At 68.0% G+C, this 24905-nt stretch carries 21 protein-coding genes; 11 read left to right on the top strand and 10 right to left on the bottom strand.

Annotated features, from left to right (window positions below; translation table 11 throughout):
* Positions 1–59: 59 nt before the first annotated feature.
* From ASG27_RS22760 to ASG27_RS22750, 3 genes are all read right to left on the bottom strand, one after another.
* A complete protein-coding gene (locus ASG27_RS22760; protein ID WP_082486120.1) occupies positions 60–962 on the bottom strand; it encodes a DUF2189 domain-containing protein in 903 nt (300 codons plus the stop codon).
* A 116-nt stretch (positions 963–1078) separates the two neighbouring features.
* Positions 1079–2308, bottom strand: coding sequence for a PLP-dependent transferase (locus ASG27_RS22755; RefSeq protein ID WP_056421440.1), 1230 nt, complete (start codon positions 2306–2308; stop codon positions 1079–1081).
* A gap of 86 nt (positions 2309–2394) precedes the next feature.
* Positions 2395–2886 (bottom strand): BON domain-containing protein, encoded by a 492-nt coding sequence (locus ASG27_RS22750; protein WP_056421441.1) that lies wholly within the window; start codon positions 2884–2886, stop codon positions 2395–2397.
* A 145-nt stretch (positions 2887–3031) separates the two neighbouring features.
* Here ASG27_RS22750 and ASG27_RS22745 point away from each other — a divergent pair, with 145 nt between their 5' ends.
* The 4 genes from ASG27_RS22745 to ASG27_RS22730 all read left to right on the top strand — a co-directional run bounded on the left by ASG27_RS22745 (position 3032) and on the right by ASG27_RS22730 (position 7453).
* Entirely contained in the window at positions 3032–4717 is a 1686-nt protein-coding gene (locus ASG27_RS22745) for a SulP family inorganic anion transporter (RefSeq protein WP_056421442.1), read from the top strand.
* A gap of 83 nt (positions 4718–4800) precedes the next feature.
* Entirely contained in the window at positions 4801–5571 is a 771-nt protein-coding gene (locus ASG27_RS22740) for a GGDEF domain-containing protein (RefSeq protein WP_056421443.1), read from the top strand.
* Positions 5572–5581: 10 nt separating this feature from the next.
* Positions 5582–6436 (top strand): MinD/ParA family protein, encoded by an 855-nt coding sequence (locus tag ASG27_RS22735; protein ID WP_056421444.1) that lies wholly within the window; start codon positions 5582–5584, stop codon positions 6434–6436.
* A gap of 174 nt (positions 6437–6610) precedes the next feature.
* Positions 6611–7453, top strand: coding sequence for a sulfurtransferase (locus ASG27_RS22730; RefSeq protein ID WP_235504143.1), 843 nt, complete (start codon positions 6611–6613; stop codon positions 7451–7453).
* Positions 7454–7629: 176 nt separating this feature from the next.
* Here the strand turns inward: ASG27_RS22730 and ASG27_RS22725 are convergent, their stop codons facing one another.
* The 5 genes from ASG27_RS22725 to ASG27_RS22705 form a co-directional block, all read right to left on the bottom strand.
* Complete coding sequence (locus ASG27_RS22725; protein WP_056421445.1) at positions 7630–8520, bottom strand: pirin family protein; 891 nt, start codon at positions 8518–8520, stop codon at positions 7630–7632.
* A gap of 61 nt (positions 8521–8581) precedes the next feature.
* Positions 8582–8989 carry an OsmC family protein gene (locus tag ASG27_RS22720; RefSeq protein ID WP_056421446.1) on the bottom strand — a complete coding sequence of 136 codons (408 nt, stop codon included), beginning with the start codon at positions 8987–8989 and terminating at the stop codon, positions 8582–8584.
* Between the two features lie 86 nt (positions 8990–9075).
* Positions 9076–9630: a flavodoxin family protein gene (locus tag ASG27_RS22715; protein ID WP_056421447.1), complete on the bottom strand. Its 555-nt coding sequence runs from the start codon at positions 9628–9630 to the stop codon at positions 9076–9078.
* 163 nt (positions 9631–9793) lie between these two features.
* Positions 9794–10207 (bottom strand): DoxX family protein, encoded by a 414-nt coding sequence (locus tag ASG27_RS22710; protein WP_056421448.1) that lies wholly within the window; start codon positions 10205–10207, stop codon positions 9794–9796.
* A gap of 70 nt (positions 10208–10277) precedes the next feature.
* Positions 10278–10979, bottom strand: coding sequence for a pirin family protein (locus tag ASG27_RS22705; RefSeq protein WP_056421449.1), 702 nt, complete (start codon positions 10977–10979; stop codon positions 10278–10280).
* A 105-nt stretch (positions 10980–11084) separates the two neighbouring features.
* Here ASG27_RS22705 and ASG27_RS22700 point away from each other — a divergent pair, with 105 nt between their 5' ends.
* The 5 genes from ASG27_RS22700 (at position 11085) to ASG27_RS22680 (ending at position 16132) form a co-directional block, all read left to right on the top strand.
* Positions 11085–12023, top strand: coding sequence for a LysR family transcriptional regulator (locus tag ASG27_RS22700; protein ID WP_056421450.1), 939 nt, complete (start codon positions 11085–11087; stop codon positions 12021–12023).
* Between the two features lie 111 nt (positions 12024–12134).
* A complete protein-coding gene (locus tag ASG27_RS22695) occupies positions 12135–13277 on the top strand; it encodes an NAD(P)/FAD-dependent oxidoreductase (RefSeq protein WP_156370916.1) in 1143 nt (380 codons plus the stop codon).
* Positions 13274–14287 carry a tRNA glutamyl-Q(34) synthetase GluQRS gene (gluQRS, locus tag ASG27_RS22690; RefSeq protein WP_056421451.1) on the top strand — a complete coding sequence of 338 codons (1014 nt, stop codon included), beginning with the start codon at positions 13274–13276 and terminating at the stop codon, positions 14285–14287. The genes ASG27_RS22695 and gluQRS overlap by 4 nt, the downstream gene beginning before the upstream one ends.
* Complete coding sequence (gene trmB, locus ASG27_RS22685) at positions 14284–15048, top strand: tRNA (guanosine(46)-N7)-methyltransferase TrmB (protein WP_056421452.1); 765 nt, start codon at positions 14284–14286, stop codon at positions 15046–15048. The genes gluQRS and trmB overlap by 4 nt, the downstream gene beginning before the upstream one ends.
* Positions 15049–15082: 34 nt before the next feature.
* Positions 15083–16132, top strand: a complete 1050-nt coding sequence (locus ASG27_RS22680) for a GGDEF domain-containing protein (protein ID WP_056421453.1) — start codon at positions 15083–15085, stop codon at positions 16130–16132.
* 77 nt (positions 16133–16209) lie between these two features.
* Here ASG27_RS22680 and ASG27_RS22675 read toward each other — a convergent pair whose 3' ends face one another.
* Both ASG27_RS22675 and alaS read right to left on the bottom strand, forming a co-directional pair.
* Entirely contained in the window at positions 16210–19209 is a 3000-nt protein-coding gene (locus ASG27_RS22675; RefSeq protein WP_082486118.1) for an HD domain-containing phosphohydrolase, read from the bottom strand.
* Between the two features lie 420 nt (positions 19210–19629).
* Complete coding sequence (gene alaS / locus ASG27_RS22670) at positions 19630–22257, bottom strand: alanine--tRNA ligase (protein WP_056421454.1); 2628 nt, start codon at positions 22255–22257, stop codon at positions 19630–19632.
* A 345-nt stretch (positions 22258–22602) separates the two neighbouring features.
* On the opposite strand from alaS, the gene ASG27_RS22665 reads away from it, so the two are divergent.
* Positions 22603–23520: a dihydrodipicolinate synthase family protein gene (locus ASG27_RS22665; protein WP_056421455.1), complete on the top strand. Its 918-nt coding sequence runs from the start codon at positions 22603–22605 to the stop codon at positions 23518–23520.
* Positions 23521–23615: 95 nt separating this feature from the next.
* Entirely contained in the window at positions 23616–24764 is a 1149-nt protein-coding gene (locus tag ASG27_RS22660) for a branched-chain amino acid ABC transporter substrate-binding protein (RefSeq protein ID WP_056421456.1), read from the top strand.
* Positions 24765–24905: the final 141 nt, after the last annotated feature.

Here is a 24905-nt window from a genome sequence, read left to right as displayed (position 1 = left end):
GGGCCGAGCGCAGGGTGGCGCACACGGGCGGGCGCCCCTGCAGGGCCCGCCGCAGCACCTCATGGCAGCGGTACCCCAACGCGATCGTCCCCAAGGCCCGGTGCAATGCCTGACAAGCCAGGCGGCGCTACCGACGCCCGGTAGGCGTGCCAGCTCGCGTGGCCGAGCAGCGGCCCTGCCAGCAGCAGGGGTACGCCCCAGAACCACAACGACAGCCCGACGATGGCCGTGATGAGCGCGCCCCACAGCAGCATGACCACCGTGTTCTCCAGCACCGCGCGCACGCTGGTGATGCCGGCCGTGAGCGCATCGGTGTCTCGGTCCAGAATCATCGGGATGGAGACGACGGAGGTTGAAAACACCAGCGCCGCGAACACGCCGCCCACCACCGCATAGACCGCCACGAAGCTCCAGTTCTGCGGGTTGAACACGGCATCGAGCACGCCGGTGGTCGATGGCATGCCGGTGTTGAAGAACACCGCAAACACCACGAGCGAGGCGCGGCCCCACAAAAGCTCCAGCACCACGAGCACCAGCACCAGCATGCCCATGCTGCCCATGTGGCTGTCCCAGCAGGTCAGCGATTCGCTCAGTTGCGGCCGCTGGCCGGCCTCGCGGCGGCGGCTGGTGTCGTACAGGCCCATCGCCAGGAAGGGGCCGATCAGCAGGCAGCCGCTGGCCAGGGACATGGTGTATTCAGGGCGGGTGCGGAACACCCAGCCCAGCAGCATCGCCATGCCCCAGAAGCACACGCCATAGAACACCGCGATGCCCGGCGCAGCGCGCATGTCGTGCAGGCCGCGCAGCAGCCAGCGAAAAGGGTCTGCCGCATGCAGCCGTCGCAGCGCAATGGGCGCAGCAGTGTCGTGCAGCGCCTGCCCCGCAATCGCCTCCGCGCACTGGGCCTGCGATGGCGCAGACGCGTCGGGCACGGGCACGGGCGTGGGAGATGAGGCAGTCATGCCGCCACACTAAGCCCGCCAGCGCCGGGGCGCCACTGAGGAAACTACCACCCCGCCCCTCGCCGCCGTACATCGCCCTCCGTCACCCTTCCCCGCCCTTCACGCGGCGCAAGGCATCACTGCGTGAACGCGCGCTCCATCGCCTGCTGCAGGTCGTTTTGCAGGTCTTGCACCGCCTCCAGCCCCACCGAGAAGCGCACCAGCGTGCCCTGCCGCAGGTGCTGCGTGCTCTGGCTGCGCATGCTGGGCAGCTCGTAGGGCACCACCAGGCTCATCGGCCCACCCCAGCTGTAGCCGAGCTTGAACCAGCGCAGGCCGTCGCAGAAAGCATCCACCTGCGCCTGGGTGTGGCGCGCGTCGAACAGCACGCTGAACAAACCGGCCGCCGCCCCCTGGCCGCCGTTGGCACTGCCGCACAGGGCCTTCCAGTGCGCGTGGCCGGGCGATCCTTCCAGGGCCGGGTGCAGCACCTGGGCCACCGCGGGCTGCTGCTGCATCCAGCGCGCCAGCTGGCGGGTCGCCTCGTCATGGGCGCGGTAGCGCAGGCCGATGCTGGGCAGCGCGCGCAGCACGGCCTCGGCATCATTGCCCGCTACCCCAAGGCCCAGGCGCATGTGGGTGAGCTTGAGCTTCATGTGCAGCCCCACGTCGCGGGTGATCACACTGCCCATGAGCACGTCGCCGCCGCCGCTGGGGTATTTGGTCAATGCGTGGGCCGAGATGTCCACGCCCAGGGTGCCGTCGCCCAGAAGATCGAACGGCGCAAACGCCAGGCCCGCGCCCCAGGTGTTGTCCAGCGCGGTGGTCACGCCACGCGCGCGGCAAATGCGCACCTGTTCGCACAGGTCCGGAAACTCCAGCGTCACCGAGCCCGCGGCCTCCAGCCACACCAGCTTGGTGGCGGGCGTGATGCGCGCGGCCAAGTCGGCCGGGTCGAGGGCGTCGTAGAAGGCATGGGTGATGCCGAAGCGGCGCAGTTCGCCGTTGGCAAGGTCTTTGTTGGGGCCGTAGGCGTTGTCAGGGATCAGCACCTCGTCGCCGGGCTTGAGCAGCGCCAGGGCGACATTGGCGATGGCCGCCAGTCCGCTCGGGACCAGCAGGCACTGCAGGCCGCCTTCGAGCGTGCACAAGCGCTCTTCCAGGATGAAGGTCGTGGGGGTGCCGTGCAGGCCGTAGGTGTAGCCGCTCTTGTCTTTCCATTCCCGCGACCGCATCGCAGCCACGTTGGGGAAGATGACGGTGGAAGCCTTGAAGACCCCCGGCTGGGGCGAGACGAAGTCGCCGGGAGGAAGGTAGTCGTGGTGGACGATGCGGGTCGCCAACTGCTCGGAATGTGCGTCTTTCATCCGGCCATGGTAGCGCGCCGCGCGGGGCCTCAAACCCCGCGCGGCGCGCGGTACCTTCAGTGGCGCTGGAGGGCGCCGTTGGTGGATCAGCTGGCGCTGACCACCAGCTGGTTGTTCACGGCGGTCACGCCGTCCACAGCCTTGGCGATGGTTTCGGCACGGTCGCGGGCCACGGTGGTGGGAGCGGGGCCGTTCAGGGTGACCTTGCCGTTGACGGTGTCGACGTTGATCTTGAGCGCGCTCAGATCGGGGTCCTTGGCCAGGTCAGCGTTGACCTTGGCGGTGATGGTGGCGTCATCGATGGCGCCCTTGGCGTTGTTGGCGGCCTGCTTGGCAGAGACTTCTGCGTTGGCGGCGCTTTGCTCCATCTTGTTTTCGGCGTTCTGCATCGCGGCTTCAGCCTTGACGCGGGCGTCAGCTGCGGCCTGCTCCGTCTTTTCGACGGCCGAATCCAGGCGCTGGCCCACGGTGGGCTCTTCGTTCTTGCCGCAGGCCGACAGGCCCAGGGCCAGTGCGCTCACAGCCAGGATGCTGGCGATGCGGTGTGCGGGACGGTGGGAAATCGCGGTGGTGTTCATGGTCAGACTCCTTGGGTTGGGATATGGATCGAACTGTAGGCAGCCCCCTTCACCCGCCGGGTCGGACGGCCCTGAACCCTCTGTAGGACACCCGCCCCTGCCTGCGCAGTCAAAACCGGCCTTCGCCAGGCGCGACAATCGCAGCATGTCGCGCATTTCCCTGGCCCGCTGGCTCCCGTTTCTCTCCTGGCCCCGTCCTGACCGCAGCCTGATCAAGGGGGAGTTCTGGGCCGGCATGACCGTCGGCCTGATGCTCGTGCCGCAGGGGGTGGCTTACGCCGCACTGGCCGGCATGCCGCTGATCACCGGCATCTACGCCTCGCTCATCCCTGCGCTGGTGGCCGTGCTGTTCAGTTCGTCGACCCGCCTGGGCGTGGGCCCCACGGCGCTCACCAGCTTGCTCATCGGCGCCTCGCTGACCGGCCTGGCGGAGCCGGGCAGCGCGCAGTGGGTGGCCATGGCGGCCTGGATGGCGCTGCTGTCCGGCCTGCTGCAGCTGGTGATGGGTCTGGCGCGCTTCGGCTGGCTGCTCAACCTCGTCACCTCGCCGGTTCTGAGCGGGTTCACGCAGGCGGCGGCGTTGCTGATCCTGGGCTCGCAGCTGGCGGCGCTCACGGGCCTGCGGGCCGACTGGGGGGCCTTGCTGTCCACCCCCTCGCCCGGGCTCTTCGATCTCACGGCGGCGGCCTTCGGGCTCGGCAGCCTGGCCTTGCTGATGCTGGCGCGCCGCTGGCGCCCCAACTTCCCCGCCGCCATCGTCGTGGTGGGGGCGGCGGGCGCGCTGAGCTGGGCGCTCGGGTATGCGGACGCGGGCGGCGCCGTGGTGGGCGCCCTGCCGTCCGGCCTGCCCGCGCCGTACTGGCCGGGCGCCCTGCCCTGGTCCGGCTTTGCCGCGCTGGTCATGCCGGTGCTGGTGGTCACGCTGGTGAGCTTTCTGGAGACCGCCTCCAGCGCCAAGGTCGAAAGCCAGCGTTCGGGCGAGCGCTGGAACGAGAACCAGGACCTGATCGGCCAGGGCCTGGCCAAGATCAGCAGCGGGCTGTGCGGCAGCTTTGCCACCAGCGCGTCGTTCTCGCGCTCGGCCATCAACCTGTATGCAGGCGCCAAGAGCGGCTGGGCGACGCTGTTCGCCATCGGCCTGGTGCTGGTGGTGCTGCTGTGGCTCACGCCGGCGCTGTACCACGTGCCGCAGTCGGTGCTGGCGGCGGTGGTGGTGACGGCGGTCACCAGCCTCATCAAGCCCCGCACTCTGCTGCGCCTGTGGCGCGTGTCCCGGGTGGAGGCGGTGATCGGCGGGGTGACCTTTGCCCTCACGCTGGCCACCGCGCCGCGCATGTACTGGGGTGTGCTGGTGGGGCTGCTGATGAACCTGAGCCACTTCCTGTACCAGCGGCTGCACCCGCGCATCATCGAGGTGGGCCTGCACCCGGACGGCAGCCTGCGCGACCGCCACCTGTGGCACCTGCCGCCCCTGGCGCCCCAGTTGCTGGCCCTGCGCATGGACGCAGAGCTGGATTTCGCGTCCGCCAGCGCCCTGGAGCGGTGGGTGAACGAGCACATGGCCGCCCACCCCGACGTCGTGCACCTGTGCCTGCTGGCCCAGCCCATCAACCGGGTCGACGTGACCGGTGTGGAGACCTTCGCGCAGCTGCTGGCGCTGATGCGTGCGCGCGGCGGCACGCTGCACGTGAGCGGCCTCAAGCTGCCCGCCGAGAAGGTGCTGCGCCAGGCGGGCCTGCTGGAGCCGGGTTCGGGCCTGGCGATGTACCGCACGGACACCGAAGCGCTGATGGCCTTGCAGCAGCTGTCCCGGCCTGCTGGCGCTGCGTGATGCGGGTTTAAACCTATGCCAGCGGCTGGCCCTCTTTTTGCTGGGGCGCTGGTACACTTCCCAAACTCTTTTTGCTCCGATTTGTGTCTGATTCTGCAGCCTCTCATCTTGTAGATCTGCGCGACCTCCGCCTGGATACTGCCCACGCGCTGGTGGCTCAGGCTGGCGGCAGCGAAGCTGCACTGCGCCAGGACGTGCCGGCGAGCTACCTGCAAAGCCTGATCGACGGGCTGTGCGAACTCTCCCTGAAAGATCCGCTCACAGGGCTGGCCAACCGCCGCCATTTCCGGGCGGTGCTCGAACGCGAGATCGACCGCGTGACGCGCTCCGGCGAAGCCGCGCTGCTGCTCATGCTGGACATCGACCACTTCAAGAAGGTGAACGACACGCACGGCCACCTGGCCGGCGACATCGTGCTGCAGTCGGTGGCCCGCACCCTGGACGCCTGCGTGCGCCCCATGGACACCCTGGCCCGCTACGGCGGCGAAGAATTCGCCGTGGTGCTGCCGGCCTGCCAGGCCGGCTTCGGCAGCGTGGTGGCCGAGCGCATTCGCCGTGCCGTGGCCAACACGCCGATCCGGGTCTCGGGTTCGGTCGAGCTCAACATCACCGTGAGCATCGGCGGCGCATTCGCCATGCAGTGGATCCGCTCCACCACGCTGCTGTGGACCGACCGCGCCGACCAGCAACTCTACGAAGCCAAGGCCGGGGGCCGCAACCGCATCAGCATCGAGGAGCAACCTGACAGCACCGTCAGTGCCGAAGAGAAAAGCCTGTTGTTCGGCCCGCTCTACACTCCCTCGGGCTGGGGCGACCTGCCCCCACTGGACCCACCAACAGGCAGCGCCTACTGAAAGTTAGAAGATGAGCGACGCGCTGTCCCCCCAACCCCCATCGCCGGCAGCCCCTGCCGGCCACGCCATGCCCCAGGCCCAGACGCCCGGCGGCGCCCGCATCATCGCCATCACCAGCGGCAAGGGCGGCGTGGGCAAGACCTTCGTATCGGCCAACCTGGCCGCCGCCCTCACCCGGCGCGGCCACCGTGTGCTGGTGCTCGACGCCGACCTCGGGCTGGCCAACCTGGACGTGGTGCTGAACCTGCACCCCAAGATCACGCTGCACGATGTCTTCACCGGCAAGGCCACGCTCGACCAGGCCGTCATACAGGCGCCCGGCGGCTTCAATGTGCTGCTGGCCGGCTCCGGCATGGTGGAATATTCGCGCCTGACGCCGGAGGTGCGCGGCCAGTTCCTGAGCGTCATCCAGGCGCTGACCCCGCAGTACGACGTGGTGCTGCTGGACACCGGTGCCGGCATTTCCGACGTGGTACTGTTCTCGATTTCGCTTGCCTCCGAGGTGCTGGTCGTGGCCACGCCCGAGCCCACCTCGCTGACCGACGCCTACGCCGCCATCAAGGTGCTGGCCATGCAGCAAAAGCGCCAGCACGTGCGCATGGTCATCAACCAGGCAGCGCGCGCCGGTGATGGCCGCGCCATTGCCAGCCAGCTGCAGCAGGTGCTGGACCGCTTCGTGAGCACCGAGTCGGGCCGCCCGATGCGGCTCATCCACATGGGCGACATCCCCGCCGACCCGTCCGTGCGCGATGCCGTGATGCGCCGCCAGTTGCTGCTGCTGCAAACCCCCGGTTGCCCGGCCGCCCTGGCGATTGCCCAGCTGGCCAACAAGATCGAAGGCGCCCTGCTGACGCCCGTGACCTGACGGCGCCGCGGGCCTGAACCTGCAGGTGGGCTGACGCCGAAGCACCGTGCGGTTATGCGGTGCCTGGGCATACAGGCCGCCGCCGTATCACCGCCGCCCAGGCCGCCGCACAGTCATACGTTTCGCAGTACGACAGGCCCTCCCCTTCAGCGCCGCTGCAATGCCCCATTTGCCGTGAACTCCACCGACACCATCCTCAACATCTCCTGCTACAAGTTCGTGCCCCTGCCCGATGCGGCAGCGCTGCGCGACCTGCTGCACGCCCGCGCCACCGCGGCCGGACTCAAAGGCACCATCCTGCTGGCAGAAGAAGGCATCAACTTCTTTCTGGCGGGGCCTGCCGACGCCGTGCGCGGCTTTGTCGATGCGCTGCGCACCGATGCGCGCTTTGCCGACCTGGACCCCAAGGAGAGCTGGTCTGCGGCGGTGCCGTTTCGCAAGATGCTGGTCAAGGTCAAGCGCGAGATCATCCGCATGGACCACCCGACCATCCAGCCCGCCGCGGGCCGCGCGCCGTCGGTGGACCCCGCCACGCTGCGCCGCTGGCTGGACCAGGGGCACGATGACGCGGGCCGCGAAGTGGTGACGCTGGACACGCGCAACGCCTTCGAGGTGGACCAGGGCACCTTCGACAACGCCATCGACTGGCGCATCGACAAGTTCACCGAGTTCCCCCCGGCCCTGCGGGCGCACAAGGACGACTTGCGGGACAAGACCGTGGTGAGCTTTTGCACCGGCGGCATCCGCTGCGAAAAGGCCGCCATCCTCATGCACGAGGAAGGCCTGCCGCACGTCTACCAGCTCGAAGGCGGCATCCTCAAGTACTTCGAGCTCACCGATGGCGCGCACTACCACGGCGGCTGCTTCGTGTTCGATGAACGGGCGGTGCTGACCAGTGACCTGTCGGCCGATGCGACCACCCCTGTGCGCGATATCGCCAGCAAGGCAGCAGGCACAGGTGCCAGTGACGCTGCCGCAGCGTCCACGGCACGGCCACCAGCCACCGGCACAGCCTGAAGCGGTCACAGTTCGGCGGGTGCCGTGGGCAGCACCACCACCGGTCAAACAAGACTGCTATTGAAAAATGAGCACCCAGCGCCCTGCCAGCGGGCGGCAGGGGTTGTTTTGACCGGATGCCCGCCGACGGATGCCGGGTGCCTGTGGTTCCCGGCACCCGCCCGCGCCGCGCCCTGTCAGGGCTTGAAGCGGCGCTCGGGCAGCGGAATCCACTCCACGTCGCCCGGTACCTGGCCCATGCTCTGGGCCTCCCAGTCGGCTGCCGCCTGCACGATGCGCTCCTTGCGGCTGGAGACGAAGTTCCACCACATGTGGCGCGGGGCCTCCAGCGCGTCGCCGCCGATCACCATGAGGCGCGCGGCCGCCTCGCCGGGCGCGGACAGATGCATGGCCTGGCCTGCATCCATCACCGCGAGCCGCTGGGCACCCACGGCCTCGCCGTTGAGCTGCACCGGGCTGTCCACGGTGTACACCGCCATCTCCTGCGCCAGCGCGGGTATCTCCAGCGTGGCCCCGGCGGGCAATTGCACGTCCAGGTACACCGTGGGCGAATACGTCGCCACGGGCGACGCCTGGCCGAATGCGCTGCCGATCAGCACGCGCACCGTCGCATCGCCCACCCGCACTTCCGGGATGTCTGCCGACGGCGTGTGCACGAACGATGGCTCGGCTTCTTCGTGCGCCACGGGCAGCGCGGTCCACAGCTGGATGCCGTGGTTCACATAGGTCTTGTCCACCAGGCTTTCGGGGCGGCGCTCGGAATGCACGATGCCGCGGCCGGCGGTCATCCAGTTGATGGCGCCCGGCTCGATCTGCTGCACATAGCCCAGGCTGTCGCGGTGCATGATCGCGCCCGAGAACAGGTACGTGACCGTCGCCAGCCCGATGTGCGGGTGGGGGCGCACGTCGTGGCTGTCGCCCGGCACCACGGTCACGGGGCCGAAGTGGTCGAAGAACAAGAACGGCCCGACCGCCTGGCGTTGCACCGCCGGCAGCAAGCGGCGCACGGTGAAGCCGCCGCCCAGGTCCTTGGCCTGGCCCTTCAGTTGCAGGATGGCATCACTCATGGGTACATCTCCGTGCAGCGCACTGCGGTGCGGGTGGGTGTCAGGCGGCGGGGCACGGCGCTCATGCCATGCGCTCCACCGTGGTGTCGATCTCGGTGGTGACCGTGGTCATGAGCTTGTGCACCGGGCACTTGTGCGCCACGGTTTCCAGCTCGGCGATCTGTGCGTCGGTCAGGTCGCCGCTGATCTGCAGGCGTGCGGTCAGGCGGTAGGTGCCCGCGCGCTCGGCCGAGGCGTCGCGCTCGATCACGGTCTTCACGTCTTCCACCGGCAGGCCCTTGCGCCGCGCGTACCACAGCACGGTGAGCGCCTTGCACGCACCCAGTGCCGCGTCGTACAGGTCGTGCGGGCTGGGGCCGCCATCGGCCCCGCCCTCTTCCACGCTGGCATCCGCCACGAACTCGTGGCTGCGGATGTGAACGGCCTGGGCCATGGGCGCGCCGGGAATGCGCTGCAGTTCGATTGCCATAGGTTCCTTGTGCGCCTTGGTAGTTTTTCAGGTCGCTGGCACTGTAGCGCCATCCGGCGCAGGTTCAGTGCCTTCGCGGTGCGGGCTCAGCGCGCCCAGCGCTGCGCCGCGGCGGCCACGCGCTGGCCGAACTGACGGCCGGTTTCCAGGTCGCCCGGGAACATCTCGGCGGCCGACGCATCGGAGGGCGACTGCGACATCGCGCCGCTGAAGGAGCCCATCCAGTTCACGTCGTCGCGCGTCGCGGCCTTGGAGTTGGCCGGCATCATGCCGTTGCCCACCCACAGGCCGCCGTGCTGCATGGCCAGGTGGTACAGGTAGTCCAGCGTGATCTGCTTGTCGCCGTTCATGCTGGCACTGTTGGTGAAGCCGGCAAACAGCTTGTCCTTCCAGGCCTGGCCGAACCAGGGCTTGGACGATGCGTCGGCAAACTTCTTGAACTGCCAGCTCGGGCCGGCCATGTAGGTGGGCGTGCCGAAGATGATGGCGCTGGCAGCGGCCAGCGTCTCCCAGCCGCCTTCGGGCAGGTTGCCATCGGCATCGATGGCGATGAGCTCGGCGCCTGCGCCGTCCGCCACGGCCTGGGCCAGGCGCTGGGTGTGGCCGTAGCCAGAGTGGTAAACAACTGCGATCTGTGCCATGGAGAAACTCCTCAAAGGGGTTTGAAAACGAAAGGAAATGCCAGCCCGTCAGGCCGGCGAAAGGGCCGAGCGAAGCACGATACCTTCGCTCACCCCGCCTCAGCGCTCCCTTCACCGCAGCCGCGCCGACTGCGCGCGGCCAAGGCAAGGGGGTTGCTTCGCATCAGCGTTCGCCGCGGCGTGCGTCCAGGCTCCAGCCACCGGCGCCAAAGGCCACCAGGGCCAGCAGGCCACCGCTCACCGCCACGTTCTTGAAGAACATGAGCTGCTGCATCATTTGCTTGTCGGCCGGCAGGCTCCAGTAGGCGTGGAAGAAGAAGCTCGCCACCAGGGTGAACACCGCCAGCGCCAGGGCCGCAAAGCGCGTGCCGAAGCCGAAGATCAGCGCCAGGCTGCCCAGCACCTCGACCGCGGCGGCCACGGCGGCCGCCACCGTCGGCATGGGCAGGCCCACGGACGTGATGTAGCCGACCGTGCCGGCAAAGCCGGTGATCTTGCTGATGCCCGCAGGCAGGAACAGTGCCGCCAGCAGGAAGCGGGACGCCAGGGCGAAGGGGTTTTGCAGGTTGGCGAGCATGGTGGACTCCTCAGGTGGATGGTGTGGATGAAAAGAAAAAGAACGGTGCGAACACCGGGTGGGCGAAGCTTCAGGCGGCCAGGTCAAACACCAGCACCTCGGCGTCGTGGCCATGGGTCAACGACAAGGCGGTTTCGTTTTCCATCAGCGCGGCATCGCCGCCCGACAGGGGTTGTCCGTTGACCTTGAGCGCACCGCGGATCAGGTGCACATAGGTCTTGCGTGCGGGGTTCAGCGCCAGTGTGACGGCCTCTTGCGCGTCGAGCAAGCCCGCGTACACCGCAGCGTCGGCATGGATGCGCACGGAGTCCTGCGCGCCATCGGGCGACGCCACCAGCCGCAGCGCGCCGCGCTTGCCGGACTCTGCAAAGCTCTTTTGGGCATAGCTCGGCGCAATGCCGCGCACGTTGGGCTCGATCCAGATCTGCAGGAAGTGCGTGCTCTGGCCTTCGGCATGGTTGAACTCGCTGTGCGTCACGCCCGAGCCCGCGCTCATCAACTGCACGTCGCCGGGCGGTATGCCCACGATGTTGCCCATGCTGTCCTTGTGGGCCAGCTCGCCCGACAGCACGTAGCTGATGATCTCCATGTCGCGGTGGCCGTGCGTGCCGAAGCCCGTGCCGGCGGCAATGCGGTCTTCGTTGATCACGCGCAGGTTGCCAAAGCCCATGTGCTCGGGGTCGTAGTAGCCCGCGAACGAAAAGCTGTGGAACGACTGGAGCCAGCCATGGTCGGCATGGCCGCGGTCCTGGGATTTGCGAACAGTCAGCATGGTGCGTGCCCCTTTCAAGCCCTCACTGTAGGGCGGCGTGCGCCGTGGCAGGCGCTGCCGGATTGATGGCAATATTCAAAAAAATTGAATTACCATGGGGCAACCATGCAAAACGCACGCGATGTTCTCACCCCCGATGCGCTCGCCATGCTGCAGGTGATCGCCGAGGCCGGCAGCTTTGCCGCGGCGGCGCGGCAGCTGGGGCTGGTGCCCAGCGCCCTCACCTACCGGGTGCGGCAGATCGAGGATGCGCTGGATGTGCTGCTCTTTGACCGCAGCGCACGCCAGGCCAAGCCCACCGAGGCGGGCGTGGAGCTTTTGCGCGAAGGTGCGCGGCTGCTGCAGGACATCGACGCGGTGGCCCACCGCGTGCGCCGCGTGGCCACGGGCTGGGAGCCGCAGCTCACCATCTCGGTCGACGGCATCATCTCGCCCCACACCATGCTGGAGCTGGTGGATGCGTTCTACGCCATGGCCCCGCCCACGCGCCTGAAGCTGCGCGACGGCATCATGACCGGCACGCTGGAGGCACTGACATCGGGCCGCGCGGACCTGGCCATCGGGGTGTCGGTGTCCGGCGCCAGCATCGCGGGCCTGCAGCAGGCACCGCTGGGCGACGTGCTCTTCATCTACGTCGTGGCGCCGCACCACCCGCTGGCCGCTGTGCCCGAACCGATCACCGACGCCACCTTGCTGCAGCACCGCGCCGTGGCCGTGGCCGACTCGGCCACGCGCGGCGGCGCCACCATGGGCCTGCTGGGCGGGCAGGACGTGCTCACCGTGGACACCATGCAGGCCAAGGTGCGCGTGCAACTGCGCGGCCTGGGCGGCGGGTTTCTGCCCGAGCCCATGGTGCGCCCGTACGTGGAGGCCGGCCGCCTGGTCGCCCGCCAGGTGGCGCGCCCCGAACGCAACGTGCGCGTGCACTACGCCTGGGGCGGCCCCGGCTTCACCGCGCCGGGCCGCGCGCTGCAGTGGTGGCTGACCCAGCTGCAAAGCGCCGCCACCCGCCGCGCCCTGCTGGAAAACCACCATCACTTCTGACCCCGATCAGGCGCCAGGCGGGCAGCGCCGCGTGTAGAGTGGTTCCTGTTGGTTTTGTCCTGTTGGTTTTGCATTGCATTTCACCTGTCGACCGTCACCGAAAGGCCTTCCATGAGCAAACCTGATCCCCTCCCCGCCAAACGGCTCCGACGCACCAGCGCCCCCGCTTCCACCCCGCAGGCAGCCCCTGCAGCCCCCACCACCGCATCCGGCAAACCCCAGCGCCATTTCGCCATCATCGGCGCGGGCATGGCCGGCATCGCCTGCGCACGCACCCTGGTGCAGGCCGGCCACCGCGTGACGGTATTCGAGAAATCTTCCCGCGCCGGGGGCCGTACCGCCACCATCGACAGCCCCTTCGGCAACTTTGACGCGGGCGCGCAGTACTTCACCGTGCGCGACCCGCGCTTTGCGCGCGCCATCGACACCGTGCCCGGCGTGTGCAAGCGCTGGAGCGCCAACTCCGTGCAGGTGCTTGACGCCGCAGGCCGCGTGGCCGCCGTCGGTCTGCCGCACCGCGAGGCGCACTGGGTGGCCAGCCCCGGCATGCAGTCTCTGGTGGCCACCTGGGCCGAGCCGCTGCGCCTGGCGGGCCAGCTGATCACCGACACCCGCGTTTCGCGCATCGAGCGCGACGCCGTCAACCCTTCCGGCTGGCAGTTGCGCACCGAAGGCGCCGGTGGTACGCAGCACGTCTATGCCGGTTTCGACGCCGTGCTGCTGGCCCAGCCGGCCGTGCCCGCGCAGGCCCTGCTGGCCAGCTCCGCCATCGACACGCCCCTGTCCGACCCGCTGTCCACCGTCGCCATCGCCCCCTGCTGGACGCTGATGCTGGCCTACCCGCAGGCCGTGCGACCGGGCCTCACGACGCTCGGCCCGCAGTGGAACGCCGCACGCAGCACCCACCACCGCATCGCCTGGCTGGCCCGCGAATCCTCCAAGCCCGGCCGCAACGTGGTGGAGCGCTGGACGGTGCAGGCCAGCCCCGCCTGGTCGGCCGAACACCTGGAAGACGACGAAGCCCGCGTGCAGGCCAAGCTCCTCAAGGCCTTTTCCGAAGTGACCGGCATCCGCGCGCAGCCTGCGCATGCGGACACGCGCCGCTGGCGCTATGCCCAGACCACCCACCCCCTGGGCAAGACCCATCTGTGGGACTCCGGCATGGGCCTGGGTGCCTGCGGCGACTGGTGCCTGGGGCACCGCGTGGAAGACGCCTTCGTGTCGGGCCTGGAGCTGGCACTCGCCGTGGCATGACGGCTGGCCCGCCCCCGGGGGGGCTGCACCTCGGCGGCCATGTCGGCCGCAACATCGGCGGCTATATCGGCCGCTTTGCGCCGTCGCCCACCGGCCCGCTGCATGCGGGCTCGCTGGTGGCGGCGCTGGCCAGCTGGCTGGACGCACGGGCGCACGGTGGGCAGTGGCTGGTGCGCATCGAAGATGTGGACACCCCCCGCTGCATCCCCGGCGCCGACACCTTCATCCTGCAGCAGTTGGCGTCCTGCGGCCTGGTGCCCGACGCACCGCCGGTGTGGCAGTCTGCGCGCGGCGATCTCTTCCAGAAGGCATTGGACCAGCTGATCGCCCAAGGCGACGCCTACCCCTGCGCCTGCTCCCGCAAGGACATCGAAGACACCCAGGCGGCCCTGGGCCATGCGCGCGAGCGCCACGCCGCGCTGCCCTACCCCGGCACCTGCCGCCATGGCCTGGGCGGCCGCACAGCGCGTTCGTGGCGGTTCAATGCGCACGATTTAGAGCAAAAAAGGCCTCTACCGCTGGATAGGCAAGCGCAAGCAGCTACCAATTCAATAGCAACCAACGTGTTGCACTGGCAAGACCGCCGCCTGGGGCCCCAGCAGCAGAACGTCGCCGACACCGTGGGCGACTTCGTGCTGCGCCGCGCCGACGGCCTGTGGGCCTACCAGCTGGCCGTGGTGGTCGACGATGCCGCGCAAGGCATCACCGACATCGTGCGTGGCGAAGACCTGGCCGACAACACCCCGCGCCAGATACTGCTGCAGCAGGCCCTGGGCGCCGCCACGCCCCGCTACCTGCACACGGCCCTGGTGTGTGGCGAGAACGGCGAAAAACTGTCCAAGCAAAACGGCGCGCAGGCGCTGGACCTGGACCACCCGCTGCGCGCGCTGGCGCAGGCCGCCGGGGTACTGAAACTGCCCCCCGTGGCCGATGCAAACACTGGTTGCATTTCAGACGCGTTACAAGCGTGGGTTTCAGCGTGGCGACGAAACTACAATGGCGCACCGTGATTGAACAGAACAACGCCTTAGCCCCCGCCGACGCAGCCGCCGATGCTGCGGTTGCCCCCGCCGCCACCGGAGGCATTCCCGCCGGTGTGACCCACCCCAAGACCATCAAGAGCTTCGTGCGCCGCGCCGGCCGCACGACCACCGGCCAGGCCAAGGCCTTTGAAGATCTCGGCCCGCGCTTCGTGCTGCCCTATACCGCAGCCCCCATCGACGCCACCGCCACCTTCGGCCGCAGCGCCCCCCTGGTGCTGGAGATCGGCTTCGGCATGGGCGAGGCCACGGCCCACATCGCCCGGGTGCGGCCTGGCGACAACTTCCTGTGCTGCGAAGTGCACGAGCCTGGCGTGGGCGCGTTGCTCAAGCGCATCGGCGAGCAGGAGCTGACCAACATCCGCATCCTGCAGCACGACGCGGTCGAAGTCATCGACCACATGCTGCCCGAAGGCAGCCTCGACGGCGTGCACATCTTCTTTCCGGACCCCTGGCACAAGACCAAGCACAACAAGCGGCGCCTGATCCAGCCGCCGCTGGTGGCCAAGCTGGCCGCGCGCCTCAAGCCCGGCGGCTACCTGCATTGCGCCACCGACTGGCAGCCCTATGCCGAGCAGATGCTGCAGGTGCTCAGTGCCGAAGCGCTGCTGCAAAACACTGCCGAAGGCTTTGCCCCACAGCCCGACTACCGCCCCCTCACCAAGTTCGAGAACCGCGGATTGCGTCTCGGGCACGGTGTGTGGGATGTTGTGTTCAACAGACGCCATTGACAACGTGTCCTCGCTGGCCCAACGTACATCCCCGATGAAGCCCATTCTCCAGAATCTGGTTGAGATGACCGGCCACCGCGATCACTTGCGGTTGGAAGTGTCGGTGTTGTCCACGTTGCAAAAGCTCAGCAGCATCGTCGAGGTGAGGGCCCTGGAGCTTTTCACCCACGCCGGCGTGCCGCACGTGCGGCCCCGCACCTGGGTCGACAACGGCAACCTGGTGTCCACCGACTCGGAAGCCGCCGCCGACCCCCGGCGCGAAGCCCTCGACCAGTACCCCGCCCTGCGCGAATGCGTGGCCAGCCACGGCGACAGCGCACTGGCATCGCCCCGCCGGGGCCGGTACGTGCTGTGGCTGCCGGTGTGGATGCAGGACAAGGTCAGCACGTGCCTTGAGATCACCCAGTCCCGCCCGTTCTCGGCCCACAAGCTCGATGTGCTCAAGGGCGTGTTCCAGGTCTACCAGAACTACCAGAGCCTGCTGGACTACAGCGAGCGCGACGCGCTGACCGGCCTGTTCAACCGCAAGACCTTCGACGAGCAGTTCTCCCGCCATGCCAGCGCACTGGCCAGCAGCAACGCAGCGGCCATCAGCGAATCGTTTGCCCCGGAAGACGGCCCGCTGCCCAGTGAACCCGTGCAGCAATGGCTGGCGGTGGTGGACATCGACCACTTCAAGCAGGTCAACGACCGCTTCGGCCACCTGTACGGCGACGAGGTGCTGATCCTGATCGCCAACATCCTGCGCAGCTCGTTCCGCAGCCACGACCGCATCTTCCGCTTCGGCGGCGAGGAGTTCGTGGTGCTGCTGCGCTCCACCACGCTCAGCACGGCGCACCGCGTGTTCAACCGCTTTCGCATGGCGGTGCAGGAGTACAACTTCCCGCAGGTAGGCACCGTGACGGTGAGCCTGGGGTTCGTGAGCACTTCGCAGGGCTCGCCGGTCGAGATTCTGGGCCAGGCGGACCAGGCGCTCTACTACGCCAAGGAACACGGCCGCAACCAGGTGTGCTTCTACGACGACCTGGTGTCCAGCGGACAGCTCGCGGCCAAGGTGGCCAACGACGACGTCGAGCTGTTTTGACCGCTGGGGCTGGTTGAAGGGATGCAAGCCCGTAACCGGGCTGCACCACCCGCAGCGCCCGGCTCGGTTTGCCACACTCACTCCAGCGACGCGAGGATCGCCTCCACATCCACTGCATCGCGCTGCGCCTCGGGCAGGAACTGCAGCGCATAGTCGCGCCACACGCCGCTTTGCAGGAAGAAGCGGAACACCTCCGGATCGATGTGCCGCTCGCGCACCATCTGGGCCATGATCTTGAGCGACTCGGACAGCGTCTTGGGCGGCTTGTAGGGCCTGTCGGCGGCGGTCAGGGCCTCGAAGATGTCGGCCAGCGTCATCACGCGGTCGGCCAGCGTGAGGTCGGCCGATGTCAAACGGCGGGGGTAGCCGGTGCCGTCGAGCTTTTCATGGTGCGACCCGGCAATGCTGGGCACGCGCGCCAGGTGCGGCGGAAACGGCAGGCCGCTGAGCATCACGATGGTCTGCACGATGTGGTCGTTGATCCTGAAACGGTCTTCCGCCGTGAGCGTGCCGCGCCGGATGGACAGGTTGTGCAGCTCGCCCAGGTGCGCCTGCTGCGCGGGCAGCGTCATGTCAAAGCCCCAGCGGTTGGCCGGGTTGCCCGCCTCGACCGGCGGACGCCTGTCACCCCAGGGCACGATGTGCTCCGGCCGGTCGGCCAGCAAGGGCTCGTTCGCCGGCAGGGGCCGCACCGGCACCTTGGCCAGGCGCGCCGCCTCGGCCTTCGACAGGCCCAGCCGGTCGTCGAAATGGCGCTGCCACACCTGCCGCGCAATGGCTGCCAGGCGATGCACATCGGCGTCGTCCATGAACTCGCCACCCACGTTGCACCGGGCCACAAACGCAAACTCCTCCTGCAGCCGGTCGCGCCGCTGCAAGAGCTCGCGCTGCAGTCGCACCGGGTCCACGCCCGCCACCTGTTGCTTCCAGTAATCCAGCTCTGCATCGCGCCACAGCACCTCGAAGCGCATGCGCACCTCGTGGATGCGGTTGTGCAGGGTTTCGAGCTTGGTGGCCTTGTCGATGATGTGCTCGGGGCTCGTGACTTTGCCGCAGTCGTGCAGCCAGGCTCCCAGGCGGAATTCATACCGCTCGGCATCGGTCATCGCCACAGGGGCAAACGGCCCCTCGGTCGCATCGCACAGGCGCTGCATCAGCGACTCGGCCAGCTGCGGCACCCGGTCGCAGTGGCCGCCGGTGTAGGGGCTCTTGGCATCGATGGCATCGGCCATCAGGCGGATGACGGCGTCGAACAGCTTCTTTTGCCCCTCGATCAGGCTGCGCGTCTCGATGGCCACCGACAGCGTGCCCGAGAGCTTCTCGACAAACGCCCGAAAATGCACGTCCTCTTCTTGCCCCTCTTCACGCCCCTGCGTCACCCGGTAGCGCAGCACCAGCAGGCCCAGCGGCTGCCCGTCGCGCGTGCGCAGCTGCACCCGCAGCACACGGTGGTGGCTGGCGGTCTCAGCATCGTCGTCTTCGTGCTCATCGCCGGGCTGCGGCTCGCCATGGTTGATGAAGTGGCCCATCGGCAGGTGGTCCGGGTAGCGCGACTGGTGGTCCGGGTCTTCGCAATAGCGGGCCGTGCGCAGCAACCCGGCGCGCTGCGGCTCCACCAGGTACACGGCCCCGGCGGTGCAGCTGGTGGCGCGCACCAGCTCGAACAGCACGCTCGACAGCATCAGGTCCAGCCGCGACTCAGCGCTGATGTGGTGGGTAATGTCCAGAAACTCCTGAATGGTCTCCGACATGCGGTCCATCACCTGGCCCAGCGCCCGCACCTCGCGCACGGGCGACCGGCGCACCGCCGCCCGGCGAAAGTCGAACCTTGCCAGCGCCTGGGCCTGAATGGCCAAGCCCGACAGGCTGCGCCCCACCCTGCGCCCAGCCAGCCATCCCAGCGGCAACATGAGCGCGATCAAGCCCAGCGACAGCCAGACCTGGCGGCGCAGGTTGTCGTTCACGCCCGAGAGCAATTCCCGGGTCGGGATCGCCATCAGGACCTGCAGGCCCTGCCAGCGGGGCGAGGTGAGTGGCAGCACCTTGGCCAGCCACTCCTCGCCGTCGGCCATGAAGCGGTGCGACGGCCCGGCCTTGAGCCCCATCGCCTGGATGGCCTGCAGGCTGGGCACGCCCAGCGCGCTGAGCGTGCGCAGCTCCAGCCGGGGCGAGCCAGCGTCTTCGCTGCGCACCAGCACGCGGGCCATGTCGGGGTAGGCCAGCACGCGCAAATCGGGGTCCACCACGGCGATTTCGGTGCGCGGCATCAGGCGCAGGCTGCCGATCTCGGTACCCAGGTCGGTCAGGGCCACGTCCAGACCGAGCACCGCCCGCCCATCGTCGGTGGGCTGGCTCAGGGTCACGCCCACCTCCTGGGTGGTGAAGAACACATAGGGGGCCGTGAGCACCTGCGCCTTCTGCAGCGCCGCGTCGGCATACCAGGGCCGGCTTCGCGGGTCGTACCGGTACTCGGGCCGCACGGCCGAATCGATCAGGCGCAGCTTCGCGTCGTAGTAGCTCCAGCGGCCCACGGTGCTGGCACCGCCGCGCTCCCGCGCCATCGACTGCAGCAGGTACGCGGCCTCGGCAGGGGCCTCCAGCCGTGCGCGCAGGGCCGCATTGCGGATGGGGCGCAGCAGCAGAAACTGCCCGTCGGGGTAGCCGATGAACACGGCGGACAAGAGCTTGTTCTGCTCCAGCAGGCTGGCCAGCACCGGCAGGCGCAGCAGGCGTGCGGGCAAACTGGCGGCCGCAGCGATGGGGTCGAAAGCCAGCAGGCGGATGGTGGCGTCCGCAGGGTCCACGATGCGGTGCACCCGCTCGCTGATCAACTGGCTGATGTGCTGCGCGTTCTCGTCGGACGCATCGATCATGGCCTGCCGCGCGCTGGTGCCCACCTGATACACCAGCAGCGCCGTGAGCAGCAGCATGGCCAGCACCACGACCGAGGCGATGAGCACCTCGAAAGGGACGGTGATGCGGCGCCACCAGGGCAATGCGTCCGCCGCCGTGGCGGCGCGGGCCAGGCGCGCACCGGTGCCCGGCGACAGCGGCTGGGACGGGCGCGAGGAGTCCATCCGCCGCAATGTAGGGCGAAAGGCTGTAGTGCGTCACTCTCTTTTTGGCGTGGGCAGCACCATGGCATGCGGCGAGATGTCCCCCGTCGCCGTCGAACCCACGCAGCGACAGCGACAGCAGAAGTGGCAGCCACGGTGAAGCGCGGCAGGGTGCCGTCGAGCGCGGTCAAATTCGTCCGAACCCGCTCGTCGTCAGTAGGACGCGGTGCGATGCGGTCGGGCCCTGGCGAGCATCGGCCAGGCGCAAAAAAAGGGGCAGCGCCCCTTTTTCCGTGATGTGCTCGGCCATCGCCTCAGCCCCACCGTTACCGACGTCGCGACTTCTTTCGCTGCGCCTGCACCTGAAGCAGTCCCTCTGGACCGCCTGAACCACCTTCGCCAGACGTCAGCCCGGCGACATGGTGGTCCAGAGCCAGTCGATCAGCCCAGCTGCTGCGTCACCCAGCCCGTCACCGATGCCAGCGCTGCGGGCAGCTTGGACGCATCCGTGCCGCCCGCCATGGCCATGTCAGGCTTGCCGCCGCCCTTGCCGCCCACTTGCTGGGCCACGAAGTTGACCAGTTCGCCGGCCTTGAGCTTGCCGATGCTGTCGGACGTCACGCCCGCGGCGATCTGCACCTTGTCACCGTCCACGGCCGCCAGCACGATGGCGGCGGTCTTGAGCTTGTCCTTGAGCTTGTCCATGGTGTCGCGCAGGGTCTTGGCATCGGCGCCCGGCAGCGCAGCGGCCAGGACCTTCAGGCCCTTGATCTCCACCGCCTGGTTCACCAGCTCGTCGCCCTGGCTGGAGGCCAGCTTGCCCTTCAAGGCCGCCACTTCCTTCTCCAGCGCCCGCACGTTGTCGAGCGCCTGGCCGATGCGGCCATTGAGCTCGGTCGCCGATGTCTTGAGCGTGCCGGCCGCCTGGTTGACGGTGCTTTCAAGCTGCTGCAGGTAGGCCAGCGCATTGATGCCGGTCACGGCCTCGATGCGGCGCACGCCCGCGGCCACGCCGCCTTCGGCCACGACCTTGAACAGGCCGATGTCGCCCGTGCGCTGCACGTGGGTGCCGCCGCACAGCTCGCGGCTGGAGCCGATGTCGAGCACGCGCACGGTCTCGCCGTACTTCTCGCCGAACAGCATCATCGCGCCGGTTTTCTGGGCCGATTCGATGTCCATCACGCGGGCCTGCGTGGGGTGGTTGGCCAGGATTTCCTCGTTCACCAGGCGCTCGATCTCGCGCACCTGCGCATCCGTCACCGGGGCGTTGTGTGCGAAGTCGAAGCGGGTGCGCTCGGCGTTCACCAGGCTGCCCTTTTGCTGCACGTGGCTGCCCAGCACTTCGCGCAGGGCCTTGTGCATGAGGTGGGTGGCCGAGTGGTTGCGCACCGTGGCGGCGCGCAGGGCCGTGTTCACCTCGGCCTGCACTGTGTCGCCCACGTTCAGCGTGCCTTCTTCCAGCGTGCCGTGGTGGCCGTACACGTCGGCCTTCACCTTGAGCGTGTCGCCCACCGCAAAACGTGCCGAGCCGCTGGTGATGGTGCCTTCGTCGCCCACCTGGCCGCCGCTTTCAGCATAGAAGGGGGTGGTGTCGAGCACCACCACGCCGGTCTGGCCGGTCTTGAGGGCCGCGGTGCTGGTACCGTCCACGTAGATGGCGACAATTTTTGCGGCTTCGGCCAGCTTGTCGTAGCCGGTGAACTGGTTGATGTCACCGGTGTACTCGAGCGCCTTGTCCATCTTGAACTTGCCGGCAGCGCGGGCCTGGGCCTTTTGCTTTTCCATGGCGGCCTTGAAGCCGGCCTCGTCCACTTCGACGTCACGCTCGCGGCACACGTCGTTGGTCAGGTCCAGCGGAAAGCCGTAGGTGTCGTGCAGCTTGAAGGCCACGTCGCCGGGCAGCACCTTGGCGCCGCCGGCCAGGGCGGCGTCCAGGATTTCCATGCCGTTGGCCAGCGTCTCGAAGAAGCGCTCTTCCTCGGCCTTGAGCACTTCGGTGATGCGCTGCTCCTGCTCGCGCAGCTTGGGGTAGGCATCGCCCATCAGGCGCACCAGTTCGGGCACCAGCTTGTGGAAGAAAGGCGTCTTCTTGCCCAGCTTGTAGCCGTGGCGGATGGCGCGGCGCACGATGCGGCGCTGCACGTAGCCGCGGCCTTCGTTGCTCGGGATCACGCCGTCGCTCACCAAAAAGGCGGTGGCGCGGATGTGGTCCGCGATCACGCGCAGGCTCTTGTTGTTCAGGTCGGCCACGCCGGTCTCGCGGCCCGCGGCCTTGATCAGCGCGTCGAACAGGTCGATCTCGTAGTTGCTGTGCACGTGCTGCAGGATGGCGGCCAGGCGCTCCAGGCCCATGCCCGTGTCCACGCAGGGCGCGGGCAGCGGCGTGACCGAGCCGTCTTCGGCCATGTCGAACTGCATGAACACGTTGTTCCAGATCTCGATGAAGCGGTCGCCGTCTTCGTCGGGGCTGCCGGGAGGGCCGCCGGGGATGTGCGGGCCGTGGTCGTAGAAGATTTCCGAGCAGGGGCCGCAGGGGCCGGTGTCGGCCATCATCCAGAAGTTGTCGGACTTGTAGCGGCCGCCCTTGTTGTCGCCGATGCGGATCACGCGCTCGGGCGGCAGCCCGATTTCCTTGGTCCAGATGTCATAGGCCTCGTCGTCTTCCTGGTAGACGGTGGCCAGCAGGCGCTCCTTGGGCAGCTTGTAGACCTCGGTCAGCAGCTCCCAGGCCCACTTGAGCGACTCGCGCTTGAAGTAGTCGCCGAACGACCAGTTGCCCAGCATCTCGAAGAAGGTGTGGTGGCGGGCGGTGTAGCCCACGTTCTCCAGGTCGTTGTGCTTGCCACCGGCCCGCAGGCAGGCCTGCACGGACACGGCCCGGTTGTACGGGCGCTTGTCGGTGCCCAGGAACACGTCCTTGAACTGCACCATGCCCGAGTTGGTGAACATCAGCGTGGGATCGTTGCCGGGCACCAGGGGGCTCGACGCCACGATGGTGTGGCCCTTGGAGGCAAAGAAGTCCAGGAAGGACTTGCGGATGTCTGCGACGGAAAAAGTGGGATTGCTCATGGTGTGTAGGAGTGGTTTCACACAGCAGGCCGCCCTGCAGGCCAATGCCTGCGGGCCGCCCATCGGGACCAACCTTTCATTATAGGTTTGCTCTCCCTGGGGGCCGTGGCTGGGCAGCGACAGGCGGGCGCCGTGTGCGGCCATGGTCGCAACCGCCCTCCGCACGCGACGATGGTTATGCGTCCGCACCGCCCCATTCACGGACCGCAGACGCCGGGCGCCCTGGTGCGGCCCGCCCTCCTCTACTGGTAAAAGTCCTGCTTGTGGATTTTAGATATGTTGTTAATATATTTATAAATCCACCGAAGCAGCAGCGCTTCACCCTCACCCCCCGAAGGAGCATCCGTGAATCCCCAACCCCGCTGGCAAGGCATCTTCCCCGCCATCACCACCAAGTTCCACGCCGACGAGTCCATCGACGCCGAGGGCACGGCCCGGCACATCGACTTTCAGATCCGCAACGGCATCCATGGCCTGGTGACCTGTGGCTCGCTGGGCGAAGCCAGCACGTTGAGCCTGGAAGAAAAACTGGAGGTCGCCAAGATCGCCCTGGACGCCGCCGACGGCCGCATCCCGGTGCTGGCCAACGTCTCCGAGACCAGCACCCGCGAGGCCCTGCGCTACATCGACGGTGCCAACAAGCTGGGCGTGGCCGGCTACATGGTCATGCCCTCGGTGATCTACGTCGCCGATGCGCGCGAGGCCATGGCCAACGTGCGCGCCATGGCGGGCGCCGCCCAGCGCCCCCTGATGGTCTACAACAACCCCGTGGCGTACCGCGTGGACCTCAAGCCCGAGCACATGGTCGAGCTGGCCGACTGCGAGTGGATCGCCGCCATCAAGGAAAGCACGGGCGACATCCGCCGCATCACCGACCTGCGCAACACCGTGGGCGACCGCTACCAGCTCTTTCTGGGCGTGGACGATCTGGCCTACGAAGGCCTGGCCCTGGGCTGCGACGGCCTGCTGGCCGGCGTGGGCTGCGCCTTCCCGCGCGAAACCGTGGCGCTGTACGACCTGATGAAGGCCGGCAAGTTTGCCGAGGCGCTGCGGCTGTACCAGTGGATGACGCCCATGCTGCACCTCGATGTATCGAACAAGCTGGTGCAGAACCTCAAGCTCATCGACGCACTCGTCGGCGTCGGCACCGAGCACATGCGCCGCCCTCGCCTGCCGCTGGTGGGCGAAGAGCGCGCGTTCGTCGAAAGCGTGGTGAAGAAGGCGCTCGACACCCGCCCCACCCAGTACCAGTCCGTAGCCTGAGCAGGCCCGACCTGCCAGACCGCGCCGCCGGGCCGCACCGCCGGGTCACAGACGACAGCGGCCCTTTCATTCACCTCACCCACCCAAGGCTTCCCATGACACGTGCTTTCGGATTTCGCGCCCTGACCCCTGCCGCCATCGCCGCGCTGATGCTGGCCGGCCACGCCCACCACGCCAGCGCCCAGGAGCAGGTGGTGAAGATCGGCCACAGCGGCCCGCTCTCGGGACCCAATGCCTTTGCAGGCAAGGACAACGAGAACGGCGTGCGCCTGGCCGTCGAGGAGCTCAATGCCAAAAAAATCACCGTCGAAGGCAAGGTGCTGAAGTTCGAGCTGGTGTCCGAGGACGATCAGTGCGACGCCCGCACCGGCGTCAGCGTGGCGCAAAAGCTGGTGGACAGCGGCGTGAAGTTCGTCATGGGCCCGTACTGCTCGGGCGTGGCCATCCCGGCGTCGCGCGTGTACAGCGACGGCGGGGCCATGGTGTCCACCGTGGGCACCAACCCCAAAGTGACAGAGAGTGGCTACAAGAACCTGTTTCGCATCATCGCCAGCGACACGCAGATCGGCTCCAACATGGCCGTGTACGCCGCGCAGGTGATGAAGGTCAAGCAGGTGGCCGTCATCGACGACCGCACCGCCTTCGGCCAGGGCGTGGCCGACCAGTTCACCAAGGAGGCCAAGAAGCAGGGCCTGACCGTGGTGGGCCAGGAGTTCACCACCGACAAGTCCACGGACTTCCTGTCCATCCTCACCAGCCTCAAGGGCAAGCAGCCGCAGGCCATCTTCTTTGGCGGCTACGCACCGCAGGCCGCCCCGATGGCGCGGCAGATGAAGCAGCTGGGCCTGACCGCCAAGCTGCTGGGCGGCGACACGCTGTGCAGCCCCGAGGTGGGCAAGCTGGGTGGCGACGCCGTCAACGACACCGTGTTCTGCGCGCAGGGCGGCACCATGCTCGACAAGGCGGCCAACGGCCCGGCCTTCAAGGCCAAGTACAAGGCGCGCTTCAAGCTCGATGCCGACGCGTATGCGGCGTCTTACTACGACCAGGTGATGTTCATCGGCGAGTCGATGCAAAAGGCCAACTCCACCCAGCCCGCGAAGGTGGGCGCGCAGATGTACAGCGCCAGCTACCAGGGCGTGGCCGGCACCTATGCCTACGATGACAAGGGCAACCTCAAGCAGGCGCCCATCACGGTGCTGACCTTCCGCAACGCCGCGCCCTTTCCCTTGGCGAGTTATTGAAGCTGAAGCCCCCTTGACGAATCTTTGAAGCGCCCCTGGTCCCCATTTCGTCAAAAATGCAAGAACCGTTCAGGCTGAGCTTGTCGAAGCGCTGCGCAAGGCTTCGACAGGCTCAGCCCGAACGGTGTTGAATGATGGATG

Source organism: Acidovorax sp. Leaf191 (assembly GCF_001424425.1).
In the GTDB taxonomy this organism is placed as follows: domain Bacteria; phylum Pseudomonadota; class Gammaproteobacteria; order Burkholderiales; family Burkholderiaceae_C; genus Acidovorax.
The sequence above is the reverse complement of the archived record's forward strand: the minus strand, read 5'-3'. Positions and strand labels throughout refer to the sequence as shown.